Source organism: Actinacidiphila yeochonensis CN732 (genome assembly GCF_000745345.1).
Lineage (GTDB): Bacteria > Actinomycetota > Actinomycetes > Streptomycetales > Streptomycetaceae > Actinacidiphila > Actinacidiphila yeochonensis.
Genome location: NZ_JQNR01000004.1, coordinates 1,345,374 through 1,362,050 on the forward strand (window position 1 = coordinate 1,345,374; position 16,677 = coordinate 1,362,050).

General features: G+C 76.0%; 3 protein-coding genes. All 3 read right to left on the minus strand.

The window, feature by feature from the left end; translation table 11 throughout:
- Window positions 1-35: 35 nt before the first annotated feature.
- Window positions 36-8,483: a non-ribosomal peptide synthetase gene (locus BS72_RS32245; RefSeq protein ID WP_265736797.1), complete on the minus strand. Its 8,448-nt coding sequence runs from the start codon at window positions 8,481-8,483 to the stop codon at window positions 36-38.
- A 172-nt stretch (window positions 8,484-8,655) separates the two neighbouring features.
- Window positions 8,656-13,212, minus strand: a complete 4,557-nt coding sequence (locus BS72_RS12165; RefSeq protein WP_051950973.1) for a type I polyketide synthase — start codon at window positions 13,210-13,212, stop codon at window positions 8,656-8,658.
- 77 nt (window positions 13,213-13,289) lie between these two features.
- Window positions 13,290-16,646, minus strand: a complete 3,357-nt coding sequence (locus tag BS72_RS39205; protein ID WP_037909305.1) for a non-ribosomal peptide synthetase — start codon at window positions 16,644-16,646, stop codon at window positions 13,290-13,292.
- Window positions 16,647-16,677: the final 31 nt, after the last annotated feature.

Sequence of the window (16,677 nt, forward strand, 5' to 3'; positions counted from 1 at the left end):
ACGGGGCCGGCCGCCGGCCCCGTCCGCGCGGGCTCTCAGTCGGTGGACGGGCCGCCGGCGCGGCGTGCGGCCCGCCGCCGCTCGTGGTGCCGGCGTCGGCCCTCGGCCGGGGCCGCGTCGTCCTCCGCGCCGGGCAGCGCCGCGGCCGCCGGCGCGACTGGTGCGGCGCCGTCCAGCGCCTCGGCGAGGTGCCGGACGGTCGGACGGTCGAACATCTCGACGACCGACAGCTCCGTACCGAACTCCTCGGTGATCCGGCGCTGTACGCGCACCAGATGGATGGAGGTCGCCCCGGCGTCGAAGAAGTTCGTGTCGAGGCCGATCTCCCGGCCGTCCAGCACCTCCTGCCACAGGGCCCCGAGCCGCTCCGCGGTGCTGCCGGCGGCGGAGCCGGCTCCCACCCCCTCGACGGCCGGCTCCACGGCGGTCCGGCCGCCGGCCGGCGGGGCGTCGGAGCGGGCGGCGGACGAGGCCGCGGGGACGGGCCGTGCCGGGGTGCCGTCCAACCGGGCGAGCGCCTCGCGGTCCACCTTGCCGTTGGCCGACAGCGGCAGCGCCTCGATCAACCGCAGGTGCCGCGGAACCATGTACCCGGGCAGTCGCCGGGCGAGTTCGTCCCGCAGCCCGGCCACCCACCCGTCCGGGCCCTCCGCGGCGGTGTCCAGGCCCACCGGGAGACCGCCGAACAGCGTGTGCAGCACCGTCTGGTCGTCCTCCAGGCACAGGATCTCCCGCAACGCCCCGGCGTACACGTCCCCGATCGGGCACAGGCCGATCCGGCAGTCCGCGGCCCGCTGCCGCAGCAGCTGCGCCATCGCCCCGGCCTCCAGCAGACCGAAACGGTCGGAGAGTTCGCCGTACACGGGCGTCAGGGCCGCGTTCCGGGCGACCAGGTGGACGGCGAAGCCCGCCTGCCGGGCCAGCGGCCGGTTGGACTCTCCGAACAGCGCCGGATCGAGGGCCCGTTCGGCGCCCTTGGGCCCGTCCAGCGCCAGCAGGGCGGAGCCGGCCGGGTCGAGGTAGTAGACCCCGGCCGCGATCCCCTCGACGCCGCCGTCCCCGACCACCACGTACGTCTGCACGGGGTAGAGGCCGCCGGCCGAACCGTAGGCGTAGCGCGGCACGCCGTCGTCGTCCTGGCGGGTGAGGACGGTGAGCAACGCGTACAGGTCCGCCGCCGGTACCGGGCCGGTGCCGAACCCGGTGGCCGCGCCGCGCGCGGCGGACGCGGCGCGCAGCTCCAGGACGTCGGAGGGCAGCGCGAACGGCAGCACCTCGCGGCCCGCGAGGTCGTCACGCCGCCCCGGCTGGCGAAGCCGGGTCTCCAGCCTGCGCACCCGCTCGGCGTCGAGGACCGCTGGGGTGGCGGCCCCGGTTCCGCCCGGCGCGGCGCTCCCGGCGACCGGTGCCTCCCGTACGACGTAGGCCGCGAGCTGGGCGGACGTGCCCGAACCCGTGACGTAGGCGGCGGCCTCCCGGACGCCCTCGGTCCGCACCAGCGCGGCCTCGATCTCACCCAGTTCGATGCGCATGCCGCGCACCTTGACCTGGGAGCCCTCACGGCCGAGGAACTCCAGGTCGCCGTCCGGCATCAGCCGGGCCATGTCGCCGGTCCGGTAGAGCCGCTCCCCGGTTGCCGGGTGGGTGGGGAACGCCCGGCCGGTGAGCTCGGGCGCGCCGCGGTAGCCCACGGCGAGACCCACCCCGCCGATGTACAGCGCGCCGGGCACCCCGGTGGGCCGCAGCCGGAAGGCGTCGTCGAGGACGTACATGGTCTGGTTGCGCATGGGCCGGCCGTAGGGGATGCTCGGCCGCTCCGGGTCGACCGGGCCGACCGGGTGCAGCACCGACCAGATCGACGCCTCGGTGGCGCCGCCCAGGCTGACCACCTCGGCCCCGGGCGCGACCGACCTGACGGCATCGGGCATACCGACGGGAATCCAGTCCCCGCTGAGCAGGACCAGACGCAGACTCCCCACGTCCACCGCCGGGTTGCCGGAGGCGTGCACGAGCAGCATCTCCATCAGCGCCGGCACGGAGTTCCACACGGTGACGCCGTGATCGGCGACGAGCCGGGCCCACCGGACCGGGTCGCGCTCCTCGCCGGGACCGGGCAGGACGAGCGCCGCGCCCGCGGCGAGGGTGCCGAAGATGTCGTACACCGACAGGTCGAAGCCCAGGGACGACAGGGCGAACACCCGGTCGTCGGCCGTCACGCCGAACCGCTCGTTGACGTCGGTGACGGTGTTGAGGGCGCCCCGGTGGTCGGTCATCACGCCCTTGGGCTCGCCGGTGGACCCGGACGTGTAGATCACGTACGCCAGGTCGCCGGGCGCGGTGGCGGGGCGCGGGTCCCGGCCGGCGTCGGCGGCGGTGCCGGCCGCGACCGCTTCGCCGAACGGGATGACGGCGACCCCCTCCGGCGCCCGGTCCCCGGCAGGCGCGGAGCCCGGAACGATCAGGGCGGCGGCTCCGGCGTGGGCCAGGGAGGCGGCCACGCGTGCGGCGGGCAGGCCGCTGTCCAGGGGCAGGTAGGCGCCCCCGGCACGCAGCACCCCGATGGCGGACGCGACCTGCTCCCATCCGCGGTCCGCCAGTACGCCGACGAGGTCGCCGGCCCGGACGCCGGCCCCGCACAGGGTCCGGGCGACGGCCAGCGAGGCCCGGTCGAGTTCCCCGTAGGTGACCGTGCCGGTGGCGGAGACGACCGCGACGCGGCCCGGCTCCCGGCGGGCGCGGGCGAGGAACGGCTCGTGCAGCAGGCCGTCCGGGAGCGGACCCGCGGTGTCGTTGAGCGCCGCGTACCGCGCGGCCTGCTCCGGGGGCAGCACCTCGCGGTGCGGGTCGGTCCAGGCCGCGGGCTCGTCGGCGAGGGAGGCGAGCAGCGCCGTGTACGCGCCGAACATGTCGTCCAGCGCGCTGGGCGCGAACAGCGCCTCCACGGCGTCCCAGGTGAGCCGGAGCCGGCCGCCGTCCTCCGCGATCTGGTGGTCGAGCCAGACCTGGGGGGTCTGGGTGATCGTGTACGCGACCCGGGCGCCCGGATCCGCCGGGGGAGTGCCGCCCGTGTCCGCGGCGCCCAGTTCGCTGGTGAAGACCACGGGCATGACGGCGTCGGCGACGCCGCGTCGGCGCGCCAACTCGCCGGCCGCCCACACCCCGCTGACGAGCTGGTGGTCCAGGTCCTCCCAGAGCCGGTCCTGCACCCGGCGGGCGCGGTCCTCGAAGGAGCCGGCGCCGCCGCCGTCCACCTCCAGCATGGTGAGGGCGGTGAAGTCGCCGACGAGCGCGGGCAGGTCGGGGTGGTCGCCGACCCGGTTGAAGAGGGTGAGGTTGAGGGTGAACCGGTCGGTCCCCGCCCAGGTGCCGAGCACCGTGGCGTACGCGGCGAGGGCGAGCGCGGACGGGGTGATCCGCGCCGAGGCGGCCCGCTCCTTCAGCCGGGCCCACACGTCCGCCGCCAGGTACGCCTCGCGGCGCCGGAACCGCGTCTCGGCCAGTTCCTCGGGGCGCCGGGCCAGCGGCAGCGGGGGCGCGGGCGGCAGGGTGTCCAGCCGGTCGCGCCAGTAGGCGAGGTCGCGCTCCCGCTCGGGACCGCCGCGACGCTCCTGCTCGGCCATCACGTAGTCCCGGAAGGACAGTTCGAGCGGACGGGGCCGGAACTCCCCGCGGTAGACGGCGAGGAGCTCGCGCAGCAGGATCTGCACGCTGCCGCCGTCGGCGATCAGGGTGTCGATGCCGAAGTGGACGCGGGCGCCCGTGTCCCCGGTCCGGCTGGCCCGGACGTCGAACAGCGGCCAGGTCTCCGAAGGCAGCACCTGGTGGGACATCGCCTCGCGGGTCGCCCGCAGACGGCTCTCGCACGCGGCGGCGTCGAGACCGCGCAGGTCGTCGACCGCCACCCGGTAGTCCGGGACGTCCGCCAGGATCCGCTGGGCGCCGTCCGCGTCCACCACGATGCGCAGGGCGTCGTGGCGCCGCACCAGGGCCTGCCAGGCCCGCTCCAGCCGGGGCAGCTCGACGTCGTCGACGTCGAGCTCGACGTACAGGTGACAGGAGACGTCTCCGCCGACGGTGCCGCTGCGGCCGATCCAGTAGGCGCGCTGCACGTCGGTGAGCGGGAACGGGTCGTGGCGGTGCTCCGGGTCGGGCCGCAGCACCGCCGCGGCGGGTGCCGCCCCGGCTTCCGGGCCGGCTTCCGGGCCGGCCTGGGCCGCGCCGAGTCCGTCCACGGCGCGGGCGAGCGCGGCGACGGTGGACGCCTCGAACAGGGTGCGCAGGGGCAGCCGGACGCCGAACGCGCGTCGGATTCCGGCGGCGACCTGGGCGGCCAGCAGGGAGTGGCCGCCGAGTTCGAAGAAGTCGTCGTGCGCCCCCACCCGTTCCGCGCCCAGGGCGTCCTGCCAGATCTCCGCGATCAGCTTCTCGGTGGCGGTCGTCGGCGCGATGGGGGCGGCGGCGCTCCTCCCCTCGGGCCCGGGGGCGGGCAGCGCCGCGCGGTCCACCTTTCCGTTGCCGGTCAGCGGCAGCGCGTCGAGGAGGACGAAATGGGACGGGACGAGGAACGGGGGGAGCACGCGGGCCAGTTCGGCGCGCAGCTCGGCGGCCGTGGGCGGCTCGCCGGGCGCCTCCGGTACGACGTGGGCGGCGAGGGCCGCGCGGGAGGTGCCGAGGCCGTGCCCGGTGACCACGCACTGGCGTACCGCTGGGAGCGCGGTGAGCGCGGCCTCCACCTCCCCGGCCTCGACGCGGTAGCCGCGGATCTTCAGCTGGTTGTCGTTGCGGGACAGGTAGCCGAGTCGCCCGTCGCGCAGAACGCGGACGACGTCTCCGGTGCGGTAGAACCGCATCCCGGTGTCGGCCCCGCCCGGAACGGGTCCGAAACGCTCGGCGGTCAGCTCCGGGCGGTCCAGGTATCCGGCGGTCACACCGGCGCCGCCGATGTACATCTCGCCCGGAACACCGACGGGGACCCGGCGGCCGTACGGGTCGAGCACCCGGACCGCGGTGCCGGCGACGGGGCGCCCGATGGTGACGGCTCCCTCGGCCGGGTCGACGAGGTCGGTGGTGGACCACACGGTGGTCTCGGTCGGCCCGTACATGTTCCGGATCGTGCCGCTGACGTGCTGCGCGAGCCTGGCGGCGAGGTCGGTGTCCAGCGGCTCGCCGCCCAGCAGCAGCTGCCGGAGCCCACCGAGCGCGGCCGTGTCCGCCTCGTCCAGCAGAGCGCGGGCGTGCGAGGGGGTGCACTGGAGGTGCGTGACGCGGTGGGCTCGGACGAGTCCGGTGAGGGACACCTCGCCCCGCGGGGCGGTGGGAGCCGCCGAGGCGGCCCGCTCCCTGAGGGCGGCCAGCCCCGGCAGGGCCCCGATCGCGGCGTCCGCGTCCACGCCGAAGTCCACGAGGCAGGCGATCTCGTCCACTCCGGCCCCGGCCAGCCGGCGGACCAGGGGCAGCCGGTCCTCGACGGTGCCGATGAGCGAGCTGTCCGCCAGATAGCGGGCACAGGCGTGGTCGAGGAGGGCCTCCTCGTCGTCGGCCGTGAAGTCCTCGGCCCTGATGTCGACGCCCATGGCACGGGCCATGTTCTCGATCAGACCGACGGAGGAGCGCAGGTAGTCGCGGAACGGCTGCCAGGCGTGCCCCCGGACGTCCCCGGCGTCGGCACCGACGAAGGTGTGCAGCATCAGCGTGACATGCGGGCGCCCGGGGTGGCCGGCCCGGTGCCAGGCGTCCCGGTAGACGGCGACGCGCTCGGCGAGCTCACCGACGCTCTGGCCGAGCAGGTGGGTCAGCAGCCGCACACCGGCCTCGCCCGCTCTGCGGCAGGTCTCCGGGCTGCCCGACGAGGTGAGCCACACGGGCAGTTCGTCCTGGACCGGGCGGGGCAGCACCCCGACCTCGACGGAGCGTCCGCCCGGGCCCTCGAAGGCCAGCCGGTCCCCGCGCCAGAGCCTGCGCACCTCGTCGAGCCCCTGGAGGGTGCGGATCTGGCGGTCCTCGTAGGCGTCCTTGGCCAGGACGAAGTCGTCCATGTGCCAGCCGGACGCGAACGACAGCCCGACCCGCCCGCCGGACAGGTTGTCGACGACCGACCACTCCTCCGCCACCCGGACGGGGTGGTGGAGCGGCATGACGACGCTGCCTGCCCGGATGCCGATGTTCCGGGTGGCCGTGGCCACGGCGGCGGCCAGGACGGACGGGGCGGGGAAGGAACCGCCGAAGGCGTGGAAGTGGCGCTCCGGCAGCCAGACGGCGCTGAACCCCTGCTCGTCACCGAAGCGCGCCCCCTCCATCAGCAGCCGGTACTGCTCCGGTCCGGGCAGGAGCCGGCTGGAGTCGCTGGCGAAGTAGAAGAGGCTGAACTCCGGTGCGGCGACGTCCCCTTGGGTCTCGTCCGGCACGGGGACGGCGGCGGTGCCCCCCTCGTCCGGGGTGACGACCACGCGGTGGCCGCGGCTGACCGTCCACAGCAGCTCCAGTACGGAGATGTCGAACGAGATACTGGTGACGGCGAGCCAGGTCACCGGCTGTCCGCCGGTGTCCACCACGCGGTCCATCGCGGCCAGGAAGGCCGTGAGGTTGCGGTGCAGGACCACGACGCCCTTGGGCCTGCCGGTGGAGCCAGAGGTGTGGATGACGTAGGCCGGCGACTCGGGGTCCGCCTCCGGCAGAGCGCCGCCCGCTCCCGCGCCGGCGGTGCCGGCCGGCGCGTCCGCGTCGACCAGGGGCACCCCGGCGGGGACCGCGTCGGCGGTCGCGAACACCGCGCGGGTCGCCGCGTGCACGAGCACGGCGGCGGGCGTCGCGTCGCCGCACACGTACCGCAGCCGCTCCAGCGGGTAGTCGGGGTCGAGCGGCAGGTAGGCCGCGCCGGTCATGAGCACGGCGAGCAGCGCGGCCGGCAGGTCGGCGCACCGGCGCATGCCCACGCCGACCCGGTCGCCCGGCCGGACCCCCGCGGCCCGCAGCAGGTCGGCCATGCCGGCCGCGCGGCCGTGGAGCTCCCGGAAGGTCAGCGAGGCGCCCGCGCAGACGACGGCTTCGGCGCCCGGACGATCGCGGACGGCCGCAGAGAAGGCGGTGAGCACGTCCGCGGCGCCCTCCGGTACCGGACCGCCGTCCCCGGCCGCGTCGAGCAGGGCCTGTTCAGCCGGGCTGAGGGCGAGCAGTTCCGACAGCCGCAGCCGCTGGTCGGCCGTGGCACGGCGCAGCACGCGCTCCAGGGCCTCGACGAGGGTACGCGCGGTGCCCTCGTCGAACAGGTCGCGGCTGTACTCGCAGATCCCCTCGGTGACGTCGCCCTGCCGGGCCAGTTCGAGGCTGAGGTCGGTCCGGCACAGGCCGTTGTCCAGGTCGACGATCCCCACCTCGACGCCGGGCAGCACGACCGCGCGCTCGGGCACGTTGCGGTAGCCGAACTGCGCCTGGTAGAGGGGCCCGTGGCTGAGGTCGCGCTCGGGGCTCAGCTCGCGCACGAGCCGCTCGAAGGGGACCTGGGCATGGGCCAGCGCGCCCAGGGCCGTTTCTCTGACCTGGGCGAGCAGGTCCGCGAAGGAGGGGTCGCCGGACAGGTCCGCCCGCAGGACCAGGCTGTTGACGAACATGCCGACGAGTCCGGCCAGCTCCGGCCGGTCCCGTCCGGCGGTGGGCACGCCGACGACGACGTCCTCCTGCCCGGAATGGCGCATGAGGACGGCCTGCCAGGCGGCCAGGGTGACCATGAACGGCGTCGCCCTGGCCTCCCGGGCGGCCGCCTCGACGGCCTCCGTGAGCCGCGGGTCCAGGGTGAAGCGGACCCGGCCGCCACGGTGTGTCGGCACCGCCGGGCGCGGCCGGTCGGTCGCGAGGTCGAGCAGCGGTGGCGCGCCGGCCATCCGCTCGCGCCAGTAGGCCAGTTGCTCGGCGAGGTTGTCGTCGGTGAGGTGGCGGCGCTGCCAGGCGGCCCAGTCGCCGTACTGGAGGGGCAGCGGCGGGTGCGCGGCCGCGGTGCCGTCGAGGTGCGCGCGGTAGCCGGTGCACAGGTCGTCCACGAGCACGGCCCTGGACCAGGCGTCACCGACCATGTGGTGGTTGACCACGACCAGCAGGGCGTGGTCGGGCGCGGTCCTGATCAGCAGGGCCCGGAACAGCGGCCCGCCGGTCGGATCGAAGGGTCGGGCGGCCTCCGCCTCGGCCAGCGCCCGTTCGGCGGGCCGGACGCCGTCCTCCTCGGGCCCGGCACCGTCGTCGTCGCCGGGCCCGAGGTCGACCACGGTCAACACGGACTCCGGGGACGGCAGCACCCGCTGCACCGGGGTGCCGTCGGCGGGGTCGACGACGGTGCGCAGCGCCTCGTGGCGGTCGACCAGCGCGGTGAGCGCCGCGTCGAGCGCGGCAAGGTCGAGGGGGCCGGCCAGGCGCAGCGCCACGTACTCGTTGTGGACGACGAGGCCGGGCATGAGCTGCTCCAGGAACCACAGCCGTTCCTGGCCGAAGGACAGGGGCGCCGGCCGCCGCGCGGGGGTGACGGGCCCCGGGCGGCGTCGGCCGGCGTGCCGGGGCCGGCGGGCGTCGTGGACGGGGCGGCCGAGCGGCCTCGGCTGCGGGCCTCGAACGCGGCCCGCTGTTCCGGGGTGAGCCGGGCAAGACGCTCTTCCCGGCCGATGGACTTGGTCACTGGCTCTCCAGTTCGGCGAGGATGCGCTCCTCGATCAGCTCGCCGAGGTCGGCGACGCGGCCGCCCTCGAAGAACGCACGGGCAGGCACGTCGACCTGGAACTCCGCCCGGAGCCGGGCCACGATCTGAGCGGCGAGGAGGGAGTGTCCGCCGAGGTCGAGGAAGTCGTCGTGGACACCGACCCGGTCGATGCCGAGCATCTCGCCGTATATCTCGGCGAGCCGCTCCTCGGTCGGGTTGCGGGGAGCGACGTAGGCGGTGGCGAGGTCGGGGCGGGGCAGCGCCGCGGTCGTGCGCCGCACGGCGGCCGGCTCGTCGGCGAGCCGCAGCGCGCCGTCCACGACGCCGGCCGAGGAACGGGCCACGACGGCGTGGCCGGGGAGCGCCGCGAGCAGCGCCGCGAAGGCGCGTGCCCCCTGGTCGGGGGTGAGGGCCCCGGCCAGCATGCGCTCCTGGAGCACCCGCAGGTCGGCGGGCACCTCGGCCTCGCTGGCCATGCCGACGCCGGCCCACATGTCCCAGTCGACGGCGACGGCGCGGCGGTCGCCGCGCGCCGTCTCCGCCTCCGCCGCGGCGGCCAGGTAGGCGTTGGCCGCCGTGTAGTCCGCCTGCCCGTAGGTGGGAACCAGGGTGGCCAGCGAGGAGCACACCACGAGGACCCGGGCCTCACCGGGACGCAGGGCGGCGAGCAGGTTGCGCGTACCCGTCACCTTCGGGCCGAACACCGTTCGCGCGTCCTCGTCGTCCCGGAGGGCGACGGAGCCGCCGCCCGGCACACCGGCGGCGTGCACGACGCCGTCGATGCCGCCGAACCGGGCTCGGACGTCGTCCAGCGCTCCGGCCAGGGAGCCGGCGTCGGTGACGTCGGCCTGGAGCACGAGCACCTCGGCGCCCGACTCCCGCAGTTGCCGCAGGAAAGCGGCCGCCCCGTCGTCGGGGGCCCGCCGCGCCAGCAGCGCCAGCCGGGCCCCCGAGGCGCGGGCCAGGTGCGCGGCGAGGGTCCGGCCGATGCCGCCCAGCCCACCGGTGACGAGCCAGGTCCCGCCGCCCTCAGCGGGGCCGGAGGGGTCCGCGGGGTCGACGGGGACGTCCGGGACGGTGCGCTCGACGGCCTCGACGGTACGGGTGAGCAGGCGGCCGCCGCGCAGGGCGAGGAGTCGGGCGGGAGCGGCCAGGACCGCGTCCAGCACCGCTTCGGCGTCCGGCCCCAGCGCCGCCCCGGCCGGCAGGTCGACCTGGGCGCACCGCAGGTTGGCGTACTCCTCGGGGAGGACCTGGACCGGGCCGCTGAGCATCGCGGCCGCGGGGTCGGGGCACTCGTCCGCGGCGGTGCGGAACGCGCCCCGGGTCAGGACCCCCAGGCGCACCTCGTTGACGATGCTCTCGTCCGCCATGGCACGGGCGAGCCGCACGAGTCCGAAGTAGCACGCGGTCTCGTCCGGATCGGTGGTGCTGCCGCCGCCGGCGCCCTGTCCGGGGCTCAGGCCCCAGGCGTAGAGCACGGCGGTGGGCGTGCGCACGAGCGCGCGCAGGTCGGCGAGCAGCTTGGTGTAGTGGGCCGGGTCGCGCGGGTCGAGTTCGTAGACGCCGCGGCGGACCCGCCGGTACTCGGTACCCGGCCGCACCACGGTGACGATCTGCCCGCGTGCCGTCAGCACGTCCACGGCCGGCTGCGCCGCGCCGTCCGGGTCCATCAGGACCAGCCAGGTCTGGCGCCGGCCCGGAATCCGGCCGGCGGTCTCCGGCCCCTCGTCCAGGGGGCGCCAGACGACGGCGGCGTGCACGGCGTCGGCGGCCTCCGGCCCGAGGCCGGGCGCGGGCGCCGCGGACAGGTCGGTGGGCCCGGGGTCGATCCAGTGGGGCAGGCGCTCGAAGGGGTAGACGGGCAGGCTGGTCACGCGCGCGCCGGAAGCGACGGGTTCCCACTGGACGCGGACGCCCCGAGTCCACAGCCCGGCCAGGGACAGCACCGCGCTCGCGGGCTCGTCGCCGGCCCCGCGCCGGCCGCGGGAGGGCAGCGGCGGCGGGGCGACCCCGCTGTCGTCGGAACGGACCGACCGCACCAGGTCGGTGAGGACGCTGCCGGGGCCCGCCTCCACCAGGACCAGCCCCTCGTCGAAGGCGGCGAGGGTGCGCAGGGCGCGGTCGAAGCGCACCGGTTCGCGCATCTGGCGGGCCCAGTAGGCGGGGTCGGCGGCCAGCTCCGCGGTGATCCAGTCACCGGTCACACCGGAGACGAACGGCACGCCGGGCGCGCCGCGGACGGCTCCTGCCACCTCCTCCGCGAAACGCGCGGCGGCCTCGTCGCACAGGGAGCTGTGGAACGCCCGGTCGACCGGCAGCGGCAGCGGGCGCAGGCCGCGCCCGTCGAGATCCGCGCGCGCCCGTTCCACGGCGTCCCGCGGGCCGGAGAGCGTGGTCGCCGTCGGCCCGTTGACCGCGGCCAGGTCCAGCCCGTACGCGGCGGCCGTCTCGACGGCGTCAGCCTCGCCCAGCGGTACCGCCAGCATGGCCCCGGCCGCGGTCTCCTCCATGAGGCGGCCGCGTACGGCGGCCAGCCGCAGGGCGTCGGGCAGGTCGAAGACACCGGACAGCGCGGCGGCGGTGAACTCGCCGAGGCTGTGCCCGAGCAGGGCGGCGGGCCGAACGCCCCAGTGCTCCCAGAGGCGGGCCAGCGCGTGCCCGACGGCGACGACGGCGGGCTGGAGCACGGAGGTGCGCCGCAGCTCCTCCGCGCCGCCGTCCCGCAGCAGGCCGGTCAGGTCCCGTCCGAGGTGCGGCCGCAGGATGCTGCCGCACTCGTCCAGCGCGGCCCGGAACACCGGATGCGCGTCGTACAGGCCCATTGACATCCGCGGCAGCTGGGTGCCCTGCCCCGGGAGCAGGAAGGCGACCGGGGCGTCGGCGCGGGCGGTGCGGGCCCGCACCGTGTCGCGCCGCCCGCCGGCGCGCAGCGCGGTGACGGCCTCCGCGGTGTCGCGGGCGAGGACGACCCGGCGGTGCTCCAACTGGCGGCGTCCGCTGCGCAGGGTGCGGGCGACATCCGCGAGGGGGACATCGCGGTGGGCTTCGAGGTGCGCCGCCAGACGCTCGGCGGCCGTGTCCAGGGCGGCAGCGGTGCGGGCCGACAGGGGCAGCGCCACCGGCAGCACGGAGGCGGCCAGGGGCGGGTCGCCCTCCGCGGAGCGGGCGGCCGGCCGCGGCGCCTCCTCGATGATGAGGTGGGCGTTGGTGCCGCCGATGCCGAACGCGCTGACGGCGGCGCGCCGAGGACCGTCCTCCGCCGGCCACCCGGTGAGCCGGTCGGGTACGAAGAACGGGGTGCGGTCCAGGGCGGGGGCCGGGGTGTCGCCGTCGGCGTGCAGGGTGGCGGGGATCCGCCCGTGGCGCAGGGCCTGGACCGCCGCGATGAGGCCGGTGACGCCGGCCGCCGTGTCCAGGTGACCGACCCTGGACTTCACCGATCCCAGCGCGCACCACGCGTCCGCGGCCGGGTCCGCGGCCGGGTCCGCGGCCCGGTACGCGGCGGTGAGCGCCTCGATCTCGATCGGGTCGCCGATCGCGGTGCCGGTGCCGTGCCCTTCCACGTAGCCGATGGAGCGCGGCGACACGTCGGCGACCGACAGCGCCTCGCGGATCACGGCCGCCTGGCCCGCGACACCGGGGGCGGTGTAGCCGGCCTTGGCGGCGCCGTCGTTGTTGACGGCCGAGCCCAGGATCACGGCATGGATCCGGTCGCCGTCGGCGAGGGCGTCCGACAGCCGCTTGAGCACGACGACCCCCGCGCCGTTGCCGAAGACCGTGCCGTCGGCCCCCGCGCCGTAGGGGCGACATCGGCCGCCCGGCGACTCGATGCCTCCCTCGACGGGGAGGTAGCCGGCGCGGTGCGGCACGGTGACGGTCACACCACCGGCCAGGGCCAGGTCGCACTCCTGGGTCAGCAGGCTCTGCGCGGCCATGTGCACCGCGACGAGTGAGGTCGAGCAGGCGGTCTGGACGCTGACGGCCGGACCGCGCAGGTTCAGTTTGTACGCGGCCCGGCTGGCCAGCTGGTCGGGCTGGTTGCCCTGGAACAGCAGCGGGACGCCCAGCGTCGCGCGAAGGTCGGTGCGGGGCAGCAGATTGCGGATCAGGTACGTGCTCAGCAGCGACCCGGCGTACACGGCCACCGGCCCCGCGGCGCGGTCCGGGTCGCACCCGGCGTCCTCCAGCGCCGCCCAGGCGCACTCGAGGAAGATCCGCTGCTGGGGGTCGATGACCGACGCCTCCAGGGCGTTGTAGCCGAAGAGCCGGGAGTCGAATCCGGCGATGTCCCCCAAGGCGCCCTTCACCGGCACGTATCCGGGCGCGGCCTCCTCGCCCTCGGGCACGCCGGCGGCGCGCAGTTCCTCGGGGGCGAACCGGGAGACCGCCTCGACACCCGACTCCAGCAGGTCCCACAGCTCGTCGGGGGACTCGGCTCCGGGAAAGCGCCCCGCCATGCCGACGACGGCGATGCGGCCGTCGCTGTCGATCCAGTCGTCCCGGTCCGTCTGTCCTGGCTGTGCGTTCATGATGTTCTCCGTTGGTGGCTCGGCGCGGCACTGCGCGTCCGTGGGCGGAGGGGCTGGCCTTCGTTCCCCGCGCGGGGTCAGACCGCCATCAGATAGCGCTGGAAGCGGGGCATCAGGTACTCGAGGGCTCGTATCTCACCGGCCGTCAGGTCGGGGTGCCAGACGTCCCAGAGCAGGACGGAGCGCTGCTCGGTGCCCCGGTTCCACGCCTCGTGGATGAAGCTGTCGTCGAAGAGGATGACCTTGCCCTCCTGCCATCCCCGCTCGTCGTCGCCGACCTTGATGGCGCAGCCCGGCGGGACGATCAGCGGAAGGTGAGCGGTGAGCAGGAGGTTCACCCCGCCCGTGTGCGGCGTGATGTGCACGCCGGGGTTGAGGATGGTGAACATCCCGTCCCGTGGGCCGTGCGGGGTCGCGGCGAGCGCCTCGCAGGTCCGCGGACAGCTTGCCCGCGCCTCGTCGCGCCAGCCGCCGTCGCGGTAGATCTGGAAGGTGTCCCAGCCCTGCCAGCCGAGTTCCTTGGTGTACAGGTCCTCGTACGGGGCGAAGCGGGCCTCCGCCTCGCGCAGGGCGAGGAACTCGGCCCGGATGTCCTGGTACGCGGCCTCCATACCGGCCACCCAGTGCTGTGCCGCCGTGTCGTGCCAGGGCAGGGCACTGATCTCGGGGAAGAAGAGCCGGGTGGGCTCCTGGTCGTCGTGGAGGTACTCGGGCGCCTTCTCGCCCACGAGGATGGCCAGGCACTCCTCGACCCGCTCAAGTCCCTCGGAGCCGACGGCGTTCCGCAGCTCCGTCATCACGCTCTGCACGTCCATGTCAGTCTCTCCCTCTCGGTGCGTTGGACTGGTCCGTCCGGGTGCGGGCGCGGGCCCGGACGGCGGCCCGGCGCCGTCCGGCGCGCGCGGCCGGGTCGGCGGCCGGGTCGGCGAGGCGGGGCCGCGCGGCACCGCGCCGGGCGTGCCACCGTCCAGGCCCGCGACGAATGCGGCGACGGTGGGCCGGGCGAAGACGTCCACGAGCCGTACCTCCCGGCCGAGCCGGCCGCAGAGGTCCAACTGGAGACGGGCCGCCAGCAGCGAGTTGCCGCCCGCGTCGAAGAAGTTGGTGTGGCGTCCGACGGGCCGGCCGGTTCCCAGCACCCGCCGCCAGGCGTCGGCGACCAGCTGCTCGGTGCCGTCCAGCGGCGGCGCGGCGGCGTCCGGGACGGCCGCCTCCGGGGCGGGGAGGCGGGCGCGGTCCCGCTTGTTGGTACGGGTACGGGGCAGCGCGTCCAGCAGCACGACCTGTTCGGGAACCACCGCGGCGGGCAGGCGCCCGGCGAGGAAGGCACGGAGTTCCGCCCCGGTGACGTTGCCGTGCACGACGGCGTACCCGATGAGCCGAGGTGCCAAGAGGGTGCCGTGGGCTGCCGCGGCGGCCTCCCGGACCGACGGGTGGGCCTCCAGCAGCGCCTCGATCTCCTCCAGTTCGACACGGTTGCCGCGGATCTTCACCAGGCCGCCGGTGCGTCCGGTGAAGGCCAGTTCGCCGTCCGGCAGGAAGCGGCCGAGGTCACCGGTGCGGTAGAGCGTGCCGCCGGGCTGCCAGGGGTCGGGCACGTATGCCTTGGCGCTCTCCTCGGGCCTGCGGTGGTAGGACCCGGCGAGGAAGTCGCTGCGCAGATGGATCTCGCCGACCACGCCGACCGGGCAGGGACGGCCGCGGTGGTCGAGCACGAGGGCCTGCCGGCCGGGGATCGGCCGGCCGACGGGCACGGAGGGCGCGAACCGTTCCCCCGGCGCCAGTTCCCGGTGGGTGGCGAGCACACACTCGGTCGGGCCGTAGAGGTTGTGCAGCCGGGGCCGCACCGCCCGGTCGGCCCAGGCGGCGGCGAGCGACGGTGGCAGCACCTCACCCGCCAGCAGCACGTGCTCCAGGTCGGGGAGTTCGGCGCCGCTGCGGTCCAGGGCCTCGGTCACCACGGTGAAGAAGCCCGGTACGGTCTGGAGCTGGCTGACGCGCTCGGCGCGGAGCCAGTCGGCCAGGGCCGCCGGGTCCCGGCGGGCGCCGTCCGGTGGCACGCAGAGCGTCGCACCGTGGCACAGGGCCGCGAACACCTCCGTGTAGGCGGCGTCGTAGGTGAAGGGCGCCCACTGGGCGACACGGCTGCGGTACCCGATGCCGAACCGCTCGCCCTGCCAGTCCGCGAACTGCGCGAGCGTCGCGTGCGACAGCGCGATGCCCTTGGGGCTCCCGGTCGAGCCCGAGGTGTACACCAGGCAGAGGGCGTCGCCGCCGGTGACGGGCGCGGCCGGGATCCGCGCGGCGGTCGTGCTGTCCGGAACGCCGGGGCCGAGGATGTCCACGGGCACGTCGGCGAACCGGCCGGCCGCCCGGTCCCGCAGACCGGGGTATCCGCTCAGGCCTGGTTCGTCGGCCAGCACGCACACCGGCTCGGCGTCCGCGAGCACGGCCCGGAGCCGCAGTTCGGGGCCGTCCGGGTCGAGGACCGCGAAGGCCGCCCCCGTCTTGGCGACCGCCAGGATCGCCGCGGTCTGCGCGGGGCCCGTGGACAGCAGGACCGAGACGAAGCGGCCGGGCGCGGCGCCCAGGTCGAGCAGCCGCGCGGCGATCCGGTCGCTCCAGGCGTCCAGCAGGCCGAAGGTGACGTCCCGTCCGTTGTGGCGGACGGCCACGGCGTCCGGCCGCGCCGCGGCCTGCGCCCGGAACACCTCGTGCACGGGAGCGGCGTGGGCCGCCCGAGCGGCACCCGACGGACCGGCGGGCCGGGGGGACGGCGTTTCGGCCTCGCCCCGGTCGAGCGGGGCGAGGGCCGCCTGGGCGTCGGGATCGTCGAGCGCCGAGCGCAGCAGGTTCTCCAGGTGGCGTGCGAACCGGCCCGCCGAGACCGCGGTGAACCGTGCGGAGGCGTACTCCAGAAGGCCCTGGAACCGGTCGGGGTGCTCCTCCACGGCGAGGGTGAGGTCGTACTTGGCCGTGCGGGTGGGCACCGGCCGCAGGACGCCCGCGGCCTCGCCGAGCCGGACCACGTCCGGCATGGCGTCCTGCAGCACGAGGCTGGCCTGGACGAGCGCCGGCCGGCCCGGGTCCCGGGGGGTGCCCAGAGCGTCCACGAGCCGGTCGAGCGGCACCAGCGGCCGGTCGAGGTCCTCGGCGAGCAGCCCCTGGGTGCGCCGGGCGAGCTCGGCGAACGTCGCGGTCCCGGTGAGATCGACCCGTACGGGCAGGGTGTTGACCAGGGGGCCGATCAGGCCCTCCAGCTCCGGTGCGCCCCGGTTGGCCACGGGGACGCCGACGATGACGTCGTCGGTGGACGCGTAGCGGCCCAGCAGGGACGCGTACACGGTGAGCAGGACGGCGAAGGGCGTGACCCGCAGCCGGGCGGCCGTCGCCCGCAGCCGGGCGGTGAGGTCCGGCGGCAGCGCGACGGGCACGGTGTCGCCGGCGCCCGGGGCCGCGGGCGGG